General features: G+C 74.7%; 15 protein-coding genes. 10 read left to right on the top strand and 5 right to left on the bottom strand.

What is annotated here, in order from left to right; translation table 11 throughout:
• The first annotated feature begins 346 nt into the window (after positions 1 to 346).
• The 6 genes from AB0F89_RS28770 to AB0F89_RS28795 all read left to right on the top strand — a co-directional run bounded on the left by AB0F89_RS28770 (position 347) and on the right by AB0F89_RS28795 (position 12171).
• Positions 347 to 7633, top strand: coding sequence for a beta-ketoacyl synthase N-terminal-like domain-containing protein (locus AB0F89_RS28770; protein WP_367128759.1), 7287 nt, complete (start codon positions 347 to 349; stop codon positions 7631 to 7633).
• Positions 7630 to 8916: a cytochrome P450 gene (locus tag AB0F89_RS28775; RefSeq protein ID WP_367128760.1), complete on the top strand. Its 1287-nt coding sequence runs from the start codon at positions 7630 to 7632 to the stop codon at positions 8914 to 8916. Before AB0F89_RS28770 ends, AB0F89_RS28775 begins: the two co-directional genes overlap by 4 nt.
• Positions 8913 to 9836, top strand: coding sequence for an SDR family NAD(P)-dependent oxidoreductase (locus tag AB0F89_RS28780; RefSeq protein ID WP_367128761.1), 924 nt, complete (start codon positions 8913 to 8915; stop codon positions 9834 to 9836). The genes AB0F89_RS28775 and AB0F89_RS28780 overlap by 4 nt, the downstream gene beginning before the upstream one ends.
• An 80-nt stretch (positions 9837 to 9916) precedes the next feature.
• Positions 9917 to 10498, top strand: coding sequence for a DUF6230 family protein (locus tag AB0F89_RS28785; RefSeq protein ID WP_367128762.1), 582 nt, complete (start codon positions 9917 to 9919; stop codon positions 10496 to 10498).
• Positions 10495 to 10899, top strand: coding sequence for a DUF6114 domain-containing protein (locus tag AB0F89_RS28790; RefSeq protein ID WP_367128763.1), 405 nt, complete (start codon positions 10495 to 10497; stop codon positions 10897 to 10899). The genes AB0F89_RS28785 and AB0F89_RS28790 overlap by 4 nt, the downstream gene beginning before the upstream one ends.
• Before the next feature lie 201 nt (positions 10900 to 11100).
• The gene (locus AB0F89_RS28795; protein ID WP_367128764.1) at positions 11101 to 12171 is read left to right on the top strand and encodes a GDSL-type esterase/lipase family protein; all 1071 of its coding nucleotides are present in this window, start codon (positions 11101 to 11103) and stop codon (positions 12169 to 12171) included.
• 50 nt (positions 12172 to 12221) lie between these two features.
• On the opposite strand, the gene AB0F89_RS28800 is transcribed toward AB0F89_RS28795, so the two are convergent.
• Positions 12222 to 13169, bottom strand: coding sequence for an esterase/lipase family protein (locus tag AB0F89_RS28800; protein WP_367128765.1), 948 nt, complete (start codon positions 13167 to 13169; stop codon positions 12222 to 12224).
• A gap of 221 nt (positions 13170 to 13390) precedes the next feature.
• Here AB0F89_RS28800 and AB0F89_RS28805 point away from each other — a divergent pair, with 221 nt between their 5' ends.
• From AB0F89_RS28805 to AB0F89_RS28815, 3 genes are all read left to right on the top strand, one after another.
• Positions 13391 to 14341: a 3-hydroxyacyl-CoA dehydrogenase family protein gene (locus AB0F89_RS28805; protein WP_367128766.1), complete on the top strand. Its 951-nt coding sequence runs from the start codon at positions 13391 to 13393 to the stop codon at positions 14339 to 14341.
• Positions 14342 to 14346: 5 nt separating this feature from the next.
• On the top strand, positions 14347 to 16224 hold the full coding sequence (locus AB0F89_RS28810) for a helix-turn-helix domain-containing protein (RefSeq protein ID WP_367128767.1): 1878 nt from the start codon (positions 14347 to 14349) through the stop codon (positions 16222 to 16224).
• 136 nt (positions 16225 to 16360) lie between these two features.
• Positions 16361 to 16744 (top strand): hypothetical protein, encoded by a 384-nt coding sequence (locus AB0F89_RS28815; protein WP_367128768.1) that lies wholly within the window; start codon positions 16361 to 16363, stop codon positions 16742 to 16744.
• Between the two features lie 17 nt (positions 16745 to 16761).
• Here the strand turns inward: AB0F89_RS28815 and AB0F89_RS28820 are convergent, their stop codons facing one another.
• Positions 16762 to 18402 (bottom strand): tannase/feruloyl esterase family alpha/beta hydrolase, encoded by a 1641-nt coding sequence (locus AB0F89_RS28820; RefSeq protein ID WP_367128769.1) that lies wholly within the window; start codon positions 18400 to 18402, stop codon positions 16762 to 16764.
• Positions 18403 to 18560: 158 nt separating this feature from the next.
• On the opposite strand from AB0F89_RS28820, the gene AB0F89_RS28825 reads away from it, so the two are divergent.
• Positions 18561 to 19496: an RNA polymerase sigma-70 factor gene (locus AB0F89_RS28825; protein WP_367128770.1), complete on the top strand. Its 936-nt coding sequence runs from the start codon at positions 18561 to 18563 to the stop codon at positions 19494 to 19496.
• A 44-nt stretch (positions 19497 to 19540) separates the two neighbouring features.
• Here the strand turns inward: AB0F89_RS28825 and AB0F89_RS28830 are convergent, their stop codons facing one another.
• Genes AB0F89_RS28830 through AB0F89_RS28840 form a run of 3 tightly spaced genes read right to left on the bottom strand, consistent with a single transcriptional unit; the run spans position 19541 to position 21098 of the window.
• On the bottom strand, positions 19541 to 19717 hold the full coding sequence (locus AB0F89_RS28830; protein ID WP_367128771.1) for a hypothetical protein: 177 nt from the start codon (positions 19715 to 19717) through the stop codon (positions 19541 to 19543).
• Between the two features lie 54 nt (positions 19718 to 19771).
• A complete protein-coding gene (locus tag AB0F89_RS28835; RefSeq protein ID WP_367128772.1) occupies positions 19772 to 20101 on the bottom strand; it encodes a DUF4342 domain-containing protein in 330 nt (109 codons plus the stop codon).
• Positions 20102 to 20126: 25 nt separating this feature from the next.
• Positions 20127 to 21098, bottom strand: a complete 972-nt coding sequence (locus tag AB0F89_RS28840) for a magnesium transporter CorA family protein (protein WP_367128773.1) — start codon at positions 21096 to 21098, stop codon at positions 20127 to 20129.
• Between the last annotated feature and the right edge of the window lie 65 nt (positions 21099 to 21163).

Raw genomic sequence — 21163 nt, forward strand, 5'->3', positions numbered from 1 at the left:
TGGATCGGCTGACAGGGGCCGAACACGTACTTGAACTGCGCTGACGAGCGGCGGAAACGCCAGCGGAGAAAAGCGTTCTGCATTTGTGGACCGCTTTCCCCCGATGCTATGAGGTGCCTCACGGCAGGTCAATGGTGAATGGGCGACGGTCATACTCGTGAACAAATCGGACCGACTCGGGTCACGCATGTGAACAATCGAGCGGCCGAGGATAGCGGCGGCACGGCGGACCGCACCTCGGAGTTGATCACCAGTCCGGGTGAACCTGGTGGCCAGCGTTGGCGGGTCGCCGTCACCGGCCGAAAGGCTGTGCCCGACACCGGGCGGCAGCGGCGAAGGGTGAGGCGTGCGCACTGGGAACGATCATGAGGACCACGCGGTCGCCGTCGTCGGGGCGTCCTGCCGGCTGCCCGGCGGGATCGACGGCCTCGACCGGCTGTGGCAGGCGCTGACCGAGGGCCGCGACCTGGTGGGCGAAGCGCCGGCGGACCGGTTCGACCTGTCCCGCTTCACCGACCGCGAGCTGCCGCGACCGGGCAAGGGCTACACCACGGCGGGCGGGTACCTCACCGACCTGGCGTCCTTCGACGCGGCGCACTTCGGCATCTCGCCCAAGGAGGCCGGGCAGGTGGACCCGCAGCACCGGCTGCTGCTGGAACTGGCCGCGGAGGCGCTGGACGACGCCGGGATCGCCCGGGAGTCGCTGGCGGGCAGCGACGCGGCGGTGTTCGTCGGCATCTCGGACAACTCCTACGGCGCGCTGCAGATGATGGACCCGCGCCGGATCAACGCCTACACGATGTCGGGGTCGGCGTCCTCGATCGCCGCCAACCGCATCTCGCACGGCTTCGACCTGCGCGGGCCGAGCATGGCCGTGGACACCGCCTGCTCCTCGTCGCTGGTGGCGTTCGACCAGGCGTGCCGCGCGGTGCTGGACGGCGTCAGCCGCACGGTGCTGTGCGGCGGGGTCAACGCCCTGGTCAGCCCGTACCACTACGTGGGGTTCTCGCAGGCTTCCATGCTGTCGCGGAAGGGCCGCTGCTCGGCGTTCTCGGCCAACGCGGACGGGTTCGTGCGCGCCGAGGGCGGCGGCGTGGTCGTGCTCAAGCGGCTGGCGGACGCCCGCGCCGACGGCGACCGGGTGCACGCCGTGGTGCTCGCCAGCGGCAGCAACAGCGACGGCCGCACCGCGGGCCTGTCGCTGCCCAGCGCCGACGCCCAGGAGGAACTGCTCCGCGCGGTGTACCGGCGGGCGGGCGTGCACGCCGACGAGGTCGCCTACTTCGAGGCGCACGGCACCGGCACCCCCGTGGGTGACCCGATCGAGTGCACCGCCATCGGCCGGGCGCTCGGCCGCGACCGCACCGCGGGCCCGCTGCCGATCGGCTCGGTCAAGACCAACCTCGGCCACCTCGAACCGGCTTCCGGCATCGTCGGCGTGCTCAAGGCGCTGCTGGTGCTGCGGCACCGGCACGTCCCCGCCTCGCTGCACGCCGACCCGCCCAACCCGGACATCGACTTCGCCGGGCTCAACCTCGCCGTCGCCACCGAACCGATCCCGCTGGACGGTCGCCGGCGGCTGGTCGCGGGCGTCAACTCGTTCGGCTTCGGCGGCGCGAACGCCCACGTCGTGCTGGCCTCGCCGCCCGAGCCGGAACCGGCCGAGGCGCACGGCGACGAGCCGCGCCCGGTGCTGGTGTCGGCCGGCTCGCCGGAAGCGCTGGACCGGGCCACCGCCGACCTGGTCGACCACCTCGGCCGGGCCGACGACTTCTACGACCTGGCCTACACCGCGAGCGCGCGCCGCACCCGCCACCGCTACCGCCGGGCGGTGCTGGCCGCCGACCGGGCCGAGGCGGCCCGGCTGCTGCCCGGCGCGGCCGTGGTCGAGGGCGTCGCCGAGGGCCGGATCGGGTTCGTCTTCGACGGCAACGCCTCGCAGTGGGCCGGGATGGGCGCGGACCTGCCGGCGGACAAGGACTTCCGGGTCGCCGTCGAGCAGGTGGACACCGCGCTGGCCCCGTACCTCGGCTGGTCGGTGCTGGACCGGCTGGGCGCCGTCACCGCGACCGAGCTGACCGACACCGAGGTCGCCCAACCGCTGCTGTTCGCCGTGCAGGTCGGCGTGACGGAGCTGTTGCGCGCCAACGGCGTCGTGGCCTCGGCCGTGCTGGGGCACAGCGTCGGCGAGGTGGCCGCCGCGTGGGCCGCCGGCGCGCTGTCCCTGGACCAGGCCGCCTGGGTGGTCGCCGAGCGCAGTCGCGCCCAGGCTCCGACCGCCGGCGGCCGGATGGCCGCGGTGGCCCTCTCCCCCGACGAGTTGCGCCGCCTGCACCCCGGGGTGGAGATCGCCGGGGTCAACACGCCGGGGGACGTCACCGTCGCCGGTCCGGCCGACGTCGTCGCCGCCCTGCTGGCCGACCTGCGGGCCCGCGACGTCGGCTGCACGGACCTCGGCCTGGACCACGCCTTCCACACCGCCGCCATGGACCCGATCCGCGAACCGCTGCGCGCCGCGCTGACCGGACTGTCCCCCGGTGCGACCACGATCCCGTTCATCTCCACCGTCACCGGCGGCGCGGTCGACGGCGCGGAGCTGGACGCGGACTACTGGTGGCGCAACGTCCGCGAGCCGGTCCGCTTCGCCGACGCCGTCACCCACGCCCTGGACGCGGGGGTGGACGTGCTGGTCGAGGTCGGACCGCACCCGGTGCTGCGCGGCTACCTGCGCAAGCTCGCCGCCGCCCGCCCGCGGCGCCCGGCCGCCGTCGTGCCGACCCTGCACCGCGACGCCGACGGCCCGGCCGCCGTCCGTGCCGCCGTGGCCACCGTGCTCGCCGCCGGCGGCCGGGTCGACCGCGACCGCTACTTCCCGTCACCGGGCCGCGTCACCGACCTGCCCGCCTACCCGTGGCAGCGGGAGCGGCACTGGGACTGCGGACCGGAGCTGTGGCTGCGCACCAGCGGCGACGGCCGGGTGCACCACCCCCTGCTCGGCGAGCGCCTGCCGGCGCCGCAGCCGCTGTGGCACGGCCCGGTGGAGCCGGTGCTGGCGCCCTGGCTGGTGGACCACCGGCTGACCGGCTCGGTGGTGCTGCCCGCCGCCGGGTTCGCGGAGATGGCCCTGGCCGCCGGCGGGCGCGCGCTCGGGCACCCGGTGGAGGTCCGGCACCTGGAGATCAGCCGCCCGCTCGTCGTGCCGTGGCCGGACGCGGCGAGCGTGCACACCCAGGTCTCGGTCGAACCCCGCACCGGCGCGGTGACGATCACCAGCACCGACGGCGTCGACCCGGAACCCCGCGCGCACGCCCGCGGCCGGGTGCGCGAGCTGGTCGGCCGGGCGCCCGACCCGGTGGACCCGGCGGCCCTGCGCGCCGGCCTGACCCGCCGCGTCGAGGGCGGCGACCAGTACGCCGAGCTGGACGGGCACGGCCTCAGCTACGGACCGGCGTTCCAGGTGCTCACCGAACTGCTCATCGGCGACGGCCGGGTGCTGGCCTCCTACCGGCACGACGGCCCGGCGGACGACTTCGTGCTGCACCCGGTGGTGCTCGACGGCGCGCTCCAGGCCGGCGCGCCGCTGATCTCCGCGGACCTGCGCGAGCACTCCTTCCTGCCCGCCGCCTTCGACGCGCTGCGGGTGTGGCGCACCCCGGCGGCCGAGGGCTTCGCGCACGTGCGGGAGCGGACGTCGACCGCGACGGAGGCGTGCTGGGACATCACCCTGATGGACACCGACGGCGTCGTCACCGTCGAGGTCGACGGCGTCCGGCTGCGGCGGATGGCGGGCGTCCGGCGGATCGCGATCCACCGCAGCCACACCGTGCTGCGCGCCGCGCCGCACGCCGACGAGCCCGCGCCGCCCAGCCCGCTGCCCGGGACGGCCGACCTGCTGGCCGCGGCGCGCCCGAGGCTGGCCGACCTGGAGACGGCGTTCGGCGCCATGTCCTCCCGCGCCGTCGAGTCGAGCGAGGCGCTGGCGGCGCACCGGCTGGTGGCGGCGCTGCGCGAGCTGCCCCTGGCCGCCGGGGACTTCGGCCTGGACGACCTGGTGGCCGCCGGCGTGCGGGGCGAGCGGGTCCGGCTCGTGGCGCTCGTCCTGCCGGTCTGCGAGGCGCAGGGCCTCGTGCGGTCGACGGGTCCCGGGCGGTGGTCGTTCACCGACGTGGCCCCGGACGCCGACGGCGTGGTGCGGCGGTTGTTGTCGGAGCTGCCCTCGTCCGCTCCCGAAGTGCTGGTGGCGCTCTCGCTCAACCGGGAGTCGGCGCGGTTGCTGCGCGGTGAGCTGGACCCGCTCGAACAGCTGGCCACCGACGAGAACGGGCGGCTGCTGGCCCAGCTCTTCGACCTCGCGCCGAGCTGCCGGTTCCACAACCTCGTGGTCCAGGAACTGGTGCGGCAGGTGGTCCGGCGGTGGCCCCGGGACCGCCCGCTGCGGGTCCTGGAGGTGGGCGCGGGCACCGGCGGGCTGACCGCCGCGGTGCTGCCGGTGCTGCCCGCGGACCGCACCCGCTACACCGTCACCGACGTCTCGCCCTACTTCACCGGTCGGGCCGAGCAGCGCTTCGGCAGCCGCGACCGGGTCGAGTTCCGCACCTTCGACCTGGACCGGCCACCGGCCGAGCAGGGGTTCGCCGAAGGCGGTTACGACATCGTGCTGGCGGCCAACGCCCTGCACACGGCGGGCGACCTCGCCCGGTCGCTGACCACCGTGGCCGCCCTGCTGGCCCCCGGCGGCAGGTTGTTCGCGACCGAGTCGCACAACCCCGTCGTGCTCGGCCAGGTGTTCGGGCTGCTGGAGAGCTTCTGGCACCGCGACGACCCCGAGCTGCGGCCGGACACCGTGCTGCTCGACCGCGACCGGTGGCCGGAACTGCTGCGCCGCACCGGGTTCACCGACGTGGTGCTGGTCGGCGACGAGGTGGAGTCGCCACGCCGGGACCACTCGGTGCTGGTGGCCACGGCGCCGACCGCCGAACGCGGGCGGCCCGCGTTGCCACCGGGCGACCCGGACGTCCGCTGGACCCTGCTGACCGAGACCGACGCCGAGGCGCCGCTGGCCGAGCGGACCGCGCGGCTGCTGCACGCGGCCGGGTGCCCCGAACCCCGGGTCGTCCCTGCCGCGGAGTGGACGCCGGACGACGCCGCTGTCGTGCTGGTCCTCGGCGAACCGCCGGACGCGCCGGTCGAGCGCACGACCCGCCGCGCGGCGCTGCTGCGGGCGATCACCGGCCGACCCCGCGCCGGCGCCACCTGGCTGGTGACGCGGCCCTGCGGCGCCGTCCCGACCGACGTCGAGGCGCCCGCCGACGCGGCCGCGTGGGGTGTGGCCAGGGTGCTCGCCAACGAGTGCCCGGACCGGGTGGTGCGCCGCGTCTCGCTGGCCCGCACCGACGACTCGGCGCACCGGCTGGCGCGGGAACTGCTGACGCCGGGCGCGGAGGACGAGGTCGCGCTCACCCCCGGCGGCCGGTTCGCGCCGCGCGAGGTGGACCTCGTCACCACCGCGGTGGGACCCGCCGCTCACGAGCTGGAGGTGCGCTCGCCCGGTCTGTCCTACGAACTCGGCTGGCGGGCGGTGGACCGCCCCGAGCCCGGACCGGGGCAGGTGCGGGTGGCGGTGCGGGCCGCCGCGTTGAACTACCGGGACGTCATGCAGGCCACCGGGTTGCTGCCCGCGGCGAGCTACGGGTTCACCGGGGCGCACGCCCCCGGCCTGGAGTGCGCGGGCGTGGTCACCGCCGTCGGCGCCGGGGTGACCCGCTTCGCGGTCGGCGACCGGGTGGCCGGGATGGCCAGGGGCACGCTGGCCTCCGAGGTCGTGACCCCCGCGGCGGCGTTGACCGGGATACCCGGCTCGATGACCGACACCGAGGCCGCCACCGTGCCGGTGGTGTTCGGCACGGTCCTGCACGGCCTGGACCGGTTGGCCCGGCTGGCAGCCGGTGAGACGGTGCTCGTGCACGGCGGAGCGGGCGGGGTCGGCCTGGCGGCACTCCAGCACGCCCGCGCCCGCGGCGCGACGGTGATCGCCACGGCGGGCACGCCCGTCAAGCGGGCGCTGCTGCGCGCCCTCGGCGTCGAGCACGTGCTGGACTCGCGCAGCCTGGGCTTCGCCGACGAGGTCCGCCGGATCACCGGCGGGCGCGGGGTGGACGTCGTGCTCAACTCGCTGGCCGGACCGGCGATCGCGCGCGGCCTCGAACTGCTGCGCCCCGGCGGCCGGTTCGTGGAGCTGGGCAAGCGCGACATGTACGAGGACAACGACATCCCGCTGCGCCCGTTCCTGGACAACCTGGCCTTCTTCGGCGTCGACCTGACCGCGCTGCTGACCGACCCGGTCGACGCGGAGCGGCTGTTCGCCGGGGTGGCCGAGGCCGTCGCCGACGGCTCCTACCGGCCGCTGCCGCACACCGCGTTCCCCGCCGGGCGGGTGGACGAGGCGTTCCGCCACCTCCAGCACTCCTGGCACGTCGGCAAGGTGGTGGTGTCCTTCGACCCCGGCGCCGAACCGGTGGTGGTGACGGGTGTCGCGCCGACACCGGCGCTCGACCCCGACGGGACCTACCTGGTCACCGGCGGGCTCGGCGGGTTCGGCGCGGCCACCGCCCGCTGGCTGGCCGATCGCGGCGCGCGGCACCTGGCCCTCGTCGGCCGGCGCGGCGCGGACTCGCCCGAGGCGCCCGCCCTGCTCGCCGGGCTGGCCGCCCGCGGGGTCCGGGCCGCGGCGCACGCCGCCGACGCCGCCGACCCGGTCGCCGTGGGGCGGCTCATCGCCGGGTTCGACCCGCCGCTGCGCGGTGTCGTGCACGCCGCGATGCACCTGGACGACGCCCCGCTGGCCGAGCTGGACGACGAGCGCTTCGCCGCCGTGCTCCGCCCCAAGCTCGGCGGCGCGGTGGTGCTCGACGCCCTGACCAGGGACCTCGACCTGGACCTGTTCCTGCTGCACTCCTCGGGCACGACGGTCCTCGGCAACCCGCTGCAGGCGCCCTACGTGGCGGGGAACCTGTTCCTGGAGGCGCTGGCCCGACAACGGCGCGCCGCCGGCCTGCCGGGGACCGCCATCGCCTGGGGCGCCATCGGCGACACCGGTTACGTCGCCCGCAACAACCTCGGCCAGGTCCTGACCGCGGCGGGGTTGGGCTCGACCGCCGCGACCGAAGCGCTCGGCGCGATCGACGGGCTGGTGGGGGGCGAGCACCCGGTGGTCTGCGTCGGCCGGATCGACTGGCAGCGGATCGGCGCGCTGCTGCCCGTCATGCGCACGCCGCGGTTGCACGCGCTGGCCCGGCGGTCGGAGTCGGCGGAGGGCGACTCCGGCGAGGAGCTGGCCCAGCGCCTGGGGCGGCTGTCGCCGGAAGAGGCGGTCGACGCCCTCGCCGAGCAGATCACCCTACTGCTGGCGGACGTGCTGCGGATGGACCCGGCCGACATCGACCGCCACCGCCGCATCCAGGACTACGGCATGGACTCGCTGATGGGGGCGGAGCTGGTGGTCGCCGCCCGCCGCCGCTTCGACGTCGACATCCCCCCGCTGGAACTCGTCCGGGCCGGTGGCACGGTCGCCGACATCACCGAGCTGATCGGGCTGCGCATGGGCCTGCGCCGCCCGGAGAGGACGTCGTCATGACCGCGCGTCGACCGGCACGGGCCTCGCTGGCGGACGTGGTGCGGCTCGGGGCGCTGGTGCTCGTCCCGACCGTCGCCCAGGGACCGATCCTGCGCAGGCGGCGCGCGGTGGCGTGGGCGGCGCGGTGGGACACCAACGACCGGGCGTGCCGGCTGCTGCGCCGGCTGCGCGACAAGCACGGCACGGGACCGCTGCTGGTCAAGGTGCTGCACCGCCGGGTGCTGGTGCTGCTGTCCCCCGAGGACGCCCGGCAGGCGTTGGAGCAGACCACGGTCTCGCTCACCGCCGCGAGCCGGGACAAGGTCGCCGCCCTCGGCCACTTCGAGCCCGGCGCGGTGCTGGTCTCGCGCGGCCTGGTGCGGGAGGAACGCCGTCGCTTCAACGAGTCCGTCCTGGACTACCCGAAGACCGAGCACCGGCTGTGCCCGGCGTTCGACGCGGTGATCCGCGAGGAGGCCGCCGCCCTGGTCGACGGCACCGCCGGGCGCGGCGCCGAGCTGACGTGGGACGACTTCGCGCGCACCTACCGGCGGATCGTGCGGCGGGTGGTGCTCGGCGACGCCGCCCGGGACGACGAGCGGGTCACCGACCTGCTCGACACCCTGCGCGCCGACGCCAACTGGTTCCGCCTGCGCCCCCGGCGGCACCGGCTGCGGGAGCGGCTGTGGGACCGGGTGCTCGGCTACCTCGACGACGGCGGGTCCGGCGGGCTGGCCGCGTGCGTCGCCGACGCGCCCCGGACCGTCCGGACGCTGCCGCAGGCGCAGGCGCAGCACTGGCTGTTCGCGTTCGACGCCGCGCCGATCGCCACCTACCTCGCGCTCGGCCTGCTGACCGGGCACCCCGACCGGGCCCGCGCCGACGACGCCTACCTGCGCGCGTGCGTGCGGGAGTCGTTGCGGCTGTGGCCGACGACGCTCGCCATCCTGCGCGACACCACCCGGCGCACGACCTGGTCCGACGGCAGCACGGTGCCGGAGGGCGCCGCGGTGGTGTTCTACAGCTCCTACTTCCACCGCGACGACAGCAGGCTGCCGCACGCCGACCGGTTCGAGCCGGAGACGTGGCTGGACGGGCGGGCGGCGGACGACTGGGCGCTCGCGCCGTTCAGCCGCGGTCCGGCCGAGTGCCCGGGCCAGCACCTGGTCCTGTTCACCAGCGCCACCCTGCTCTCGGTGCTGCTGGAGCAGGGGCTGCGGCAGGTCGGCGGCGTCCCGCTGACGCCCGACCGGCCGCTGCCGCGCACGGTCGACCACCACGCGCTGCGGTTCGCCCGGTCATGAGCGGGTGGGCCGCACGGCTGCTCTACTCCCGGCCGCGGGTGCGCCCGGCCCGGCTCCACCACGAGGTGCGGGACCGGGTCGTGGTGGTCACCGGGGCCTCGCACGGCGTCGGCAGGCACACCGCCCGGATGCTGGCCGCCGCGGGCGCGACCGTGCTGGTGCTGGCCCGGTCCGCCGAGCTGCTGGACGAGCTGGTCGAGCAGGTCCGGGCCGACGGCGGGCGGGCGCACGCCTACCCGGTCGACCTCGCCGACTTCGACGCCGTGCGGGAGGTCGCCGAACGCATCCTGGCCGCGCACGGACCGGTGGACGTGCTGGTCAACAACGCGGGCAAGTCGATCCGGCGGTCGGTCGAGCTGGCCGGCAGGCGGTTCCACGACTTCCGCCGGCTCACCGACGTCAACTACCTGGGCCCGCTGCGGCTCACGCTCGAACTGCTGCCCGCCATGCGGGCGGCCGGTCGGGGCCGGGTCGTGTCGGTGTCCACGTTCGCCGCGCGGATGCCGCCGTTCCCCCGCTGGGGCGGCTACCAGGCGTCGAAGACGGCGTTCGACGTCTGGCTGCGCTCGCTGGCGCCGGAGGTCGTCGGCGACGGCGTGCGGGTGGTGACGGTCTACCTCGGGCTGGTGGACACCCGGATGAGCGCGCCGCTGCTGGCCGCGCGGCGGATACCGGCGTTGCACGTGCAGGACGCCGCGCGGACCGTGTGCGCCGCGGTGTGCACCCGGCGGCACAGCCTGGGCCCCTGGTGGTGCCTGCCGGTCGGGACGGGCGCGTGGCTGGTCGCCCGGCCGCTGCGGGCGGTGCTCGGGTGGTGGCACCGCCGGGGTCGGGACACGCCGGCCGCGCGCGGGGTGGCGACCGTGCCGCCGCAGGCCGGGCGCGGGACGCGGGCGCTCGACTTCGAGCACGCGGAGTGAGCGCAGGTCACGCGTCCGGGTAATGGCCGGTCACACGGCCTGTCGTGGATCATGGCGGGACCGCGTTCGGAGGAGCTTCGATGGACCACCGCGACCGCCCGCCCGGACGCACGAGCAGGCGGCGCCTGGTCGCCGTGCTGGCGCCGACGGCGGTGGCGAGCGCGGTGGTGCTCGGCGGCATCGCCGAGGGCGTGATCGGGGTGTCGTTCACCAGCGGCAGCCCCATCACCATCGCGGTGGACCGGGTGGAGTCCGACGGGCTGGCCCTGGGGATCGGCCCCACCTCGGCCGATGCCGGGCTGCCCACCCTGCTGGCGCGGTTGCCCGCCGCCGAGCTGAGCGGCCTGTGCCAGTCGGCGGCGGTGGACCTGCCCGTGGTGGGCCGGGTGACGACGGTGCTGCGGGCGGAGCACGTGCGCACGAGCGACCTGGCGCTGGAGGTGGACGCCATCACCGGCGGACTGGACCTGGCCGGGCTCGTGGTCGGCCCGCTGACCGAGGGCGGCCCGACGGGCTACCGGGCGGGCCGGACCACGCTGGAGGACGTCCGGATCTCGGCGGGCTCGGTGACCGCCGGCACCTTCACCATCACCGGCTTGGACCTGAGCCACCACCGGGGCGACGGGGGCTGTTCGTCCGCTGTGGACGGACCGGGCCGGTGACCGGCGGCTTCACCCGCTGGCGGCGCTCGTGCCCGTTCGCCGCCGGCGTGCTCACCACCGCGGCGGGCGTGGAACTGGTGGTCGTGGTCGGCACCGCGCCGGGCGTGCTGCGCTTCGCCGGGGCGGGCGCGCCGGCGAGCTGGCTGCTGGGCGGCGTCCTGGTCGTCGCGGGCACGACCCTGCTGTTCGACCCGGCCCGCAGGCACTTCGCCGGCGTGGCGGCGCTCGTGGCGGGCCTGCTCAGCCTCGTGGGCGCGAACCTCGGCGGTTTCCTGCTCGGCTTCCTCCTCGCGGTCGCCGGTGGCGCGCTGGCGCTCGCCTGGGTGCCCGACGCCGCCCGGCGGGCTGAACCGGCGAATCGAGACGTCGAATTTCCGACGTCGGCCGGTAGTCCGGAGTAGACCGAACAGACCAGCCCGTGCCATCGCCTGACCGCGCCGCAGCGCGCTCATCGCGCCGCGAACGGCCGCATCCGGTGGCGTGGCGTCGAATCCGGGGTGATCGCGGTCGCTTGCGACGATAAAAGTTTCGGCGGAGACTCCAAAACGTTTCGGTGACCCGTTCCCGAGCACCACCCCGTTCGCCTCCCGGAGGTCCGGCCCATGAAACGAACGCAAGTGCTCGCCGGCGCCGCCGCCGCGCTGGCGCTGGTCGCCGCCGCGGTGTTCGCGGTCGGCAGCGCCCAGGCCGACAGCGGCGTGAAGGTCATGCCGCTCGGCGACTCGATCACCGACGGTTTCAACGTGCCCGGCGGCTACCGCGTGGACCTGTGGCAGAAGCTCGTCGCGAGCGGTCGCACGGTCGACTTCGTCGGCTCGATGACCAACGGCCCGAGCAGCCTCGGCGACCGCAACCACGAGGGCCACTCGGGGTGGACCATCGCCCAGATCGACAGCAACATCACCAACTGGCTGCGCACGTACTCGCCGCGCACGATCCTGTTGCACATCGGCACGAACGACATCTACGGCAGCAACCCGAGCGGTGCGCCGCAACGCCTGTCCGCGCTGGTCGACCGCATCACCTCGCTGGCGCCGAACGCGGAGCTGTTCGTCGCGACGATCACGCCGCTGTCGTCGTTCGACTCGGGCGTCCGGGCGTTCAACGCCACGATCCCGTCGATGGTGCAGAGCAAGGTCGCCGCGGGCAAGCGGGTGCACCTGGTCGACATGTACCGGGCGCTGACCACGGCCGACCTCGCCGACGGCGTGCACCCCAACGCGGGCGGCTACGCCAAGATGGCCACCACCTGGTACAACGCCCTGCTGTCCGTGCCGGGCAGCGTGGACGGTCCCACGACCACGACTTCCACCACCACCACGACGACAACCACAACGACCACCACCACGACCACGACTCAGCCGGGCGGCGCGGCGTGCACCGCGACGTACCGGGTGGTCAACACGTGGGGCGGTGGTTACCAGGCCGAGGTGAAGGTGGCCAACGCGAGCACCTCGTCGCTCAACGGCTGGACGGTCCGGATGACCCTCCCCTCAGGACACTCGGTCGCCAACCTGTGGGGCGGCGTGAACACCGGGACGAGCGGGGCGGTGTCGGTGAGGAACGCCCCGTACAACGGGTCCCTGGGCAGCAGCGCCTCGACGACCTTCGGCTACGTCGCCAACGGGCCCGACTCCACCGCGCCGGGCGCGGTGACGTGCACGAGCCCTTGACGTGAAGCGGGGGTGCGGGCGGCGTGAGCCCGCCCGCACCCCGGCCCCGGTCAGATCGGCGAGCAGTCGGACTTGTCGGTCCAGCCGGTGTCGCACAGGTAGAGCGGGAACCGGCTGGAGTAGCCGTGACGCGCGCCGAGCGCGTTGTACTCGGTCACGTCGACCCGCTGCGCCACGAAGTGGTCCACGGCCGTCCCGTCCGCGGTGTCGGTGTAGGGAGGGCGTGGTGTCGACGTGGTGCTGGTGCCGGTGCTGGTCGGTGGCGTCGTGCCGGACTCCGTGATGACCTTCTTGATCAGGGCGAAGACGCCCGGGTCGCGGGGGAACGCGAAGTGGTCGATGCACGTGGGCGCCTGGCGGTTGTCCGCGCCCGCGAGTTCGGCGGAGGCGCTGGGGTTGACGTTGGTGTCGCAGGTGGACCGGATCGTCGTGTAGCGCACCGCGGGCGAGCCGGGCACCTCCGTGCCCCGGTTCAGCTCCGCCAGCCACGGTGACCCGATGGCGAACTGCTTGCACGACGGGTACAGGTTCTGGCACCAGGGCGCGGCCGCCGTGGTGCCGTGGTGCGGGCCGGCCATCGAGAAGTACAGCGACACCTTGTCCTGCGCGCCACCGACGTTCTTCAGGTAGGACCGCGCGGCCAGCGTGGACGCCGACCAGGTCACCAGGACCACCTTGCGCGCGCCGGTCTGACCGAGCACACGATCGACCTGCCGACCCAGCTCCACACCGGCCTTGGTCAGGTCGCCCTTCATGTTGTCGCTGTCGGTCCAGGTGAACACCCGGTCGCCCGGCCACCCGGCGTTGAGGAAGTTCGTCCTCATCGGGTCCATGGCCGACGCCTGCGCCGTCATCCCGGGGATCAGGAGCACGGGGTCGCGGTCGACGGCGGCCGGGGCGGAGCCCGACGAGATCAGCAGGGCGGCGGCGACGGTCAGCGCGGCCAGGACGGCGGCGACGGGACCGCGGATGACCGCGAACGGACGACGGTGGGACATCGGACGACCTCCACGTTGAGGTGGTGGGACGGGGCTCACTTCGTCCGGCCGATACTAGGAACGGATTCCTGCCCGGTCCCTGTCCGCGACGCCCGTTCTTCCCGTGATCCGCATGTGGGCCCGCCACATGGCCTCTCTCGGACGTGCTCCTTATCGTTCGGCGCGATAGCGGGAGATGTCCGCGGTGATTCGCGACAACTGGTGATCGGAGACCGGGTTCGATGCTGAGATTCGGAATCGTCGGCGCGGGCTTGATGGGGCACGGGATCGCGGTCGAGCTGGCGCGGGGCGGCCACCGGGTCGACGTCCACGACGCCGACGGCCGGGTCCTGGCGTCGTTGGCCGAGCGGGTGGACCGGGCGCTGGCCGCGTGCGGGTCGCCGGTGGCGGAGGCAGTGGAGGTCAAAGCGCGGATCACCGCCGTGGCCGACCTGGCGGACGCCGTGGGCGCGGCGGACGTCGTGGTGGAGGCGGTGCCGGAGCGGGTGGACGTCAAGCACGCGGTGCTGGCGGCGGTGGAGGCCGCCGCCGCGCCGGGCGTCGCGATCTGGTCCAACACCTCGGTGCTGCCCATCACCGAGGTCGCCGGGGCGATGGCCCGGCCGGAACGCCTGGTCGGCGTGCACTGGTGGAACCCGCCGTACCTCGTGCCGCTGGTCGAGGTCGCCCCCGGCGCCCGGACCGACCCGGCGCGCGTCGAGGAGGCCGACCGCCTGGTGACGGCGCTGGGCAAGACGACCGTGCGGCTGGCGCGGGACGTGCCCGGCTTCATCGGCAACCGGTTGCAGTTCGCGATGGTGCGCGAGGCGCTGCACCTGGTCGCCGAGGGCGTGTGCGACCCGGGCACGATCGACGTCGTGGTGCGGTCGAGCTTCGGGCTGCGCCTGGCGGCGGTCGGGCCGATGGAGAACGCCGACTACATCGGGCTGGAGCTGACCCGCTCGATCCTGGGCAACCTCGCGCCGCACCTGTCCGCGGCCGTGGCGTCGTTCCCGGCCCTGGACGGGCGGCTGGCCGGGGGCGGTCGGCTGCCGGCGTGGCCGCCGGGGCACGCCGGGGACGTCGCACGCAGGCTCGACTCCGGCATCCGGCGTAACCTGGCGGGCGCGTCGCCGGACGACGGGTCCGCCGGGACGCGGTCGGCAGCGGCGCCGGGTCGGGAGGGAAGCTGACCGTCGTGGGAGACGCCTCGTTCCTGCAACTGCTGCTCGACGCCGCCGACGTCGGCGACTTCGACGCACCGCTCGCCCTGGCGCGGGCCGGGGGTGCGGCGCCCGAGCGGCTGGCCGAGCTGGAGGCCGAGCGCACCAGGGCGTTGCTGCTGCGCGAAGTCCTCATCGGGCACCGGCGCAACGAGGCCGAGCTGCAACTGCTCAACGACACCGCGAACGACCTGGCCGCGCTGCACGAGCTGGACGCGGTCCTGCAGGCCATCTCCGACCGCGCCCGCCGGCTGCTGGACTGCGACCTCGCCTACGTCAGCCTGAGCGACGAGGACCGCGGCGACAGCTACATCAAGGCCGCGTCCGGGAACGTCTCGGGGCTGCTGCGCGGGTTGCGCCTGCCGCGCGGCACCGGCGTCGGCGGGATGGTGGCGCGCACCGGCGAGCCGTACAGCGTGCTGTGCTACGCCGACGACCGGTCGATCACGCACACGCCGGAGATCGACGGGACGGTTGCCGCGGAGGGGATGCGGTCGCTGCTCGGGGTGCCGGTGAAGCTGCGGCAGCGGGTCATCGGCGTGCTGATGGCAGCGCACCGCAGCACCCGCACGTTCGGCAACCGGGACATCAGCGCCCTGGCGATGCTCGCCGCGCACGCGGCGGTGGCGATCGAGAACGCGCGGCTGCTGGCCGAGGCGCAGGCCGCGGTGGCGGAGCTGCGGGTCGCCAACGGCACGATCCGCTCGCACGTGCACGACCTGGAGCGCACCGCCGAGGTGCACGAACGGCTCACCAGGCTGGTGCTGCACGGCAAGGGCGTCGACCAGGTGGTGGAGGCCGTGGCCGACTCGGTCGACGGCAGCGTGGTGGTGCTGGACGAGGACGGCGCGGTGGTGACCGGCGCGGGCGGCGGTCCGGCGCCCGGAGCGGACGACCTGGCCGCGATCGGCAGGCAGGCGCAGGAGTCCGGCGGCACGATCGCCCGGGACGGCCTGTGCGCGGTGCCGATGATCACCGAGTCGGAGTTCCTGGGCACGGTGGTGATGACCGGCGCGGCGGGGCTGAGCGACACCGGCAGGCGGACCCTGGAGGGCGCCGCGCTGGTGGCGGCGCTGGTGCTGGTGTCCCGCCGGCGGATGGCCGAGGCCGAGGCCCGCACGCGCGGTGAGCTGCTGGAGGACCTGCTCACCACGTCACCGAGGGAGCACGACCTGCTGCGCCACCGCGCGTCGCTGCTCGGGGTCGACCTGGACGGCCCGCACGTCGTGGTCGCCGCCCGGATCGACGGCGAGCGGCGCAGCCGGCTGCAGCACGCGGCGACGGCCCTCGCCCGGCGGGCCGGCGGCCTGGCCACCTGCCGCAAGGACGAGGTGGTGCTGCTGCTCCCGGGCAGCGACCCGGGCCGGTCGGCCGGTGACGCGGTGCGCGAGCTGACCCGCGCGGGCTCGCGCCCGGTGACCGCGGGCGGCGCGCGGGCCGCGCACACCGCCTCCGTCGCCGACGCCTACGCGGAGGCGACCGAGTGCGTGCGCGCGTTGTTGGCGCTGGGCCGGGTCGGCGAGGCCACCGACGCGGCGGCGCTGGGCTCGGTCGGCATCCTGTTCGCGGCCAGGGCCGACATCGGGTCGTTCGTCCACTCGGTGATCGGCGCGCTGATCGACTACGACGAGACCCGCGGCACCGACCTGGTGCGCACCCTCGACGCGTTCTGCGCCACCGGTCAGAGCATCACGAACACGGCTCAGTCGCTGCGCCTGCACGTGAACACCGTCGCGCAGCGGTTGGCGCGGATCGGCCAACTGCTGGGCGAGTCGTGGCGCGAGCCGGAACGGCTGCTGGAGACCCAGATCGCGCTGCGCCTGCTCCAGGTCGGCAAGCGGCAGCCGGTGTAGCCGGTCGGGCCGTGATGCCCCGGACTCCTGCGTTGTCGGAACTCCGGGTGGTCGCCCGGATGTGGTGCCACCACACACGTCGCGCGGACCGGACCGTGGCGCGCTGACATAGGTCGACTCGCCGGAGGTGCCTAGCGTGGTGCCGACGCCACGCGCCCAGGCCGTGCCGCGACCCCGTCCCCGCGACCACAGCGAGGTGCCGCCGATGAAGCCGCCCCGTGACCGACCGGCCGCCCGCGTGACGGTCGACGACGCGCGAGCCGCCACCGAGCCGGGTCTGCTGGTCCCCACGTGGTCCGGTGATCGCGCGGCGGGCCGCGACTACGCCGCCCGGCGGCTCGCGGGCGACCCTGGCGGCCTGGAACCCGCGGACTTCGGCGTGGTGTGGGCGAACATGCGGCGCGGGCACCGCGTCGGCGAGCTGCGTGCGTTGCCGCTGCTCGCCGACGCCTTCGAGGACTGGCTGGCCGAATCACGCCTCCAGGCCGGGATCGGCGGCGACCCCGGCCCGGCGCGGTGATCGCGGGCGACCCGGTGTCACCGCTCGACGCAGGTGAAGCTGCGCGCGGAGTCCGGGTCGCCGGACCCGACGTACCTCGGCCACCCCGGCGACTCGCACAGCGGTCTGGTCCGCCCGGACGTGGCGGTGTTCTTGTCGGCCACCACCGGGCGCACCGGAGGCCGGTGGCGCTCCACCCACTGCTCCAGGGCGGTCAGCGAGTCCCAGCCCGCCATGAACGCGGGCGTCACGTTCGCGTGGTTGGCGCCCGGCACGAGGTAGAACCGGGCGAACTGCCGCACGGCGCCCTTGCCCATCGTCCGCTCCAGCCGGCCGAAGTAGTCCACCGTGGAGCGGTGGCTCACCAGCTCGTCCGCCGTGCCGTGCACGAGCAGCAGCTTGCCGCCGGCCCGCCGGAACGGCCGCAGGTCGGTGTCGTTGACGTCCTGCAACGCCGACAGCTCGCTGATCCGCCGCTGCCACCGGCCCGGCCGCAGCGGGTCGACGGCCAGCGGGTCGTGCGCGGGGTCGCGGGTCACGAAGTGCTTCACCCACTGGTCCCAGAACTGGACGCCGTACCCGCTGGTCTTGGGCATCGGGTCGGCCGGCGCGTCGACGCCCATGCCGAGCAGGGCGGTGGTCATGCTCGCGCCGGACAGGAACGGGAAGCCCGGGTACCCGGTCTCACCGCCGGCCAACTCGTAGTCCCACCTCAGCGGTGACGACAACGCCTCGACCGCCCGGACCTGCGCGTCCGACAGGCAGGTGTCGCCGGGGTCGACGCCGTCGGCGCAGCGCAGCGCCCGCGGGTCGTAGGCGCAGCCGGCCTCGTCCGACACCACGCCGTCGCGCAAGCCGTCGCGGCCGTCGCACGCCTCGACCACCGACCGGTGCAGCAACGCCTGCTCGGCCGGACCGGGGAAGGCGCCGGGCTGGGACAGCACCTGTGCCTCGTAGCCGAAGAACAGGTTCACACTGGCGGCATTCCACGCCGGGTACGCCGAGATCACGCCGTCGAAGTCGGTCGGCCACCGCTGGGTGACCGCCAACGCCTCCCGCCCGCCGCTCGAACCGCCCGCGATGTAGCTGTGAACCGGCCGGGCGCCGCCGTAGTGCCGGGCGATGACGAACACCGCCGCGTCCCGGGTCTTCTTCAGCGCGTCACCGGCGAAGTTGCGCAGCGCCTCGTCGTTGACGCCGAACGAGCCGTCCAGCGACCGGGCGGGCGTGAACGCCGGGTCGGCCTGGTGGCCGGAGTCACCGGCGAACGTCGCGTACCCCCTGGCCAGCGGAACGGGCTGGTCGGCAGGTCCGAACGGCACGTTGCCCGCGACGTCCGGGATGGTGCCGTCGTACCCGCCGCCGCCGAACATCAGCGCCTTGCGGTTCCACCGGGTCGGCAGCGCGACCCGCAGCCGGATGTCGGGCGCGGCCCGGTCCACCGGGCGCACGGCGACGTCGACCCGGCAGTGCTCGCCGATCCCGTCCCGCGCCGCCGGCGCGACCAGCAGCGCCGAGGTGACCGCGCCGCCCGTGGTCGGCAGGCCGATCGCCGACGCCGGGATCGGCGTGCCGACCAGCTCCGAGCACCGGGCCGCCGACCGCGCGTGCGCGGACGACGTGACCGGTGCGGCGACGAGCGCCAGTGCCAGTCCGAACGCGGTGATAGCTCTTGTCATCGTCACCCTCCACCGCCCGCACCGGCGCGGGCAGACGAACGGTAGGCAATTGTGCTCTGCGTCACCATGTGGCCGACGCACACCGAATCCGTCACAAAGCAGTGGGTCGCGGCGTCTGGTGGTGCCAGGGTCGGGAACGCGGAGAACCGGAGGCACGGATGGACGGCACGGCGCGGGATCGCGGAACAGCGGTGGACCAGGGCCCGGACGGCCTGCCGGACGCCGCCACCGCCACGTTCGTCGCCCACCGCAACCTGCTGTTCACCGTGGCCTACGAACTGCTCGGCTCGGCCGCCGACGCGGAGGACGTGCTCCAGGAGACCTGGCTGCGCTGGTCCGGCGTCGACCTCGACGTGGTCCGCGACCGGCGGGCGTACCTGGTCCGGATCACCACCCGGCAGGCGCTCACCCGGCTGCGCTCGCTCGGCAGGCGTCGCGAGTCCTACTTCGGCTCCTGGCTGCCGGAGCCGCTGCTGACCGCGCCCGACGTGGCCGAGGACGTCGAGCTGGCCGACAGCCTGTCGATGGCGATGCTGCTGGTCCTGGAAACGCTCGCGCCGACCGAGCGGGCGGTGTTCGTGCTGCGCGAGGTGTTCGGGCTCGGGTACGACGAGGTCGCCGAGGCCGTCGACAAGAGCCCCGCCGCCGTCCGCCAGATCGCCCACCGGGCGCGGGCGCACGTCGCCGCGCGCCGACCGCGTGACGCCGTCTCCCCGGCGGACGCGCGGGCCGCGCTCGACGCGTTCCGGCGCGCGGTCGAGACGGGTGAGCTGCAGGGGCTGCTGGACGTCCTGGCGCCGGACGTCGTCCTGCTGGCCGACGGCGGCGGCGTCAAGCAGGCCGTGCCGCGACCGGTGGTCGGCGCGGACAAGGTGGCGCGCCTGATGGTCGGCGGGCTGGCCAAGGTCAGTGGCCGGATCGCGTTCGAACCGGTGCAGCTCAACGGCAGGCCCGGCCTCGTCATGCGGCTCGACGGCGAGCTGGACAGCGTGGTCGCGGTCCGGGTCGACAACGGCCGGATCGCCGGGCTCTACACCGTGCGCAACCCGGAGAAGCTGTCCAGGGTCGAGCGGGAGACCGCGCTGAGCCGCTGAACCCGGTCAGGCCGTTCCAGGGCGAGCAGGCCGTGCCCCGACCCCTAGTCGGGGTCCATGCCGCCGGCGCCCGCCGTGCCCTCGGGTGTCGACTCGTCCGGCGCCGTGTTGGCGGAACCCGACTGCTCGTCGGAGAACGTGGGCCGCGAGTGCTCGTCGGCGAAGTCGGGCTCCTCCTCCATGGAGGACGCGGTGACGGGATCGGGTTCCGGTGTCGTCATCCCCGTGGTGTATCCCGCCACCGCACGGCCAAACCGCACGGCCGAACCGGCCGGTCAGCCCTTGGTCGGCGGCACGTCGGTCGGCGAGGTGTCGGCGGGCTCGTCCTCGGCCGCCGGTGCGCCGTCCTCCGGGCGTTCCACGTTCACCGACCACGGACCGGCCAGCGCGGCGAACGCGGCCGCGGCCGTCACCACCGGCGCGGCGACGGCGGCGACCACCCCCGCGGTCACCGGGATGTCCAGCACCCGGTCGCCCTGAGAGTTGCGCACCACCACCCGGCGCGCGTTCCCCTCCTGCACGATCTGCCTGATCTTGTCCGTCAACGCCTCGACCCCCGGCGCCGGACGGCCCTCCTGCTCGGTCACGTCGACCACCCCCTTCACCGCCATCCTCCCGCGCCCCGGTCGGTCAGATCCAGTCACGCCGCTTGAACAGCCCGTACAGGCCCAGCGACAGCAGCAGCACGGCGATCGTGGACGTCCAGAACCCGGACGACGCGGCGAAACCGGGGTACGGCACGTTCTGCCCGTAGAACCCGGTCACCGCCGTCGGCACGGCGATGATCGCGGCCCAGCCGGTCACCTTCTTCATGATCAGGTTCAGCCGGTTGCCCTGGAGGTTGAGCTGGATGTCCCGGATGGTCGCGACCATGTCGCGCAACGACTCGGTCCACTCCGACGCGCGCAGCACGTGGTCGTAGACGTCCTGGTAGTACGGCGTCATCCGGCTGTCCACGACCCCGTGGTCGCGGCGGATCAGGCCGTTGAGCACCTCCCGCATCGGCAGCACGACCCGGCGCAGCGTCACCAGCGACTTGCGCATGGCCAACGCCCGCCGCTGCATGTCCGGGTCGTCCGGGCGCTCGGCGAACACCAGGTCCTCCAGGCCCTCGACGTGGTCGTCCAGCGCTTGCACGGCGTCGAAGTGGCTGTCCACCACGAAGTCCAGCAACCCGTGCAGCAGGAAACCGACCCCGCTGCCCGCCAGGCTCGCCGACTCGTCCCAGCGCCGCACCACGGCGGCCATGTCGAACCGGTCGTCGTTGCGGACCGTGACCAGCGCCCGCGGCGTCACGAACGCCGCCAGCTCGGCCGTGGTCAACCGGCCCGACGCCTCGTCCAGGGACACCGCGTACGCGTTCACCAGCAGGTGCGTGTCGTACTGGTACAGCTTGGGCCGCTCGTGGGCCTGCAACGCGTCCTCCACCGCCATCGCGTGCAGGCCCAGCCGGTCCGCGATGGCCGCCATGTCGGACTCGGTGGGGTCGCGCAGGTCGAGCCAGACGACGGCGCCCTCGTCCTCGATCAGCCGGGGCACGTCGGCGACCGGGAAGTCCTCGTCCACGAGCTTCCCGTCGCGGTACAGGCGGTTTCGGAGCACGTCACCCACCGTAAGCGACGCGGAGTGCCGCCGTGCCGGTGCGGGGCCCCTTCCCACGCTCGTGG

The organism is Saccharothrix sp. HUAS TT1 (assembly GCF_040744945.1).
In the GTDB taxonomy this organism is placed as follows: domain Bacteria; phylum Actinomycetota; class Actinomycetes; order Mycobacteriales; family Pseudonocardiaceae; genus Actinosynnema.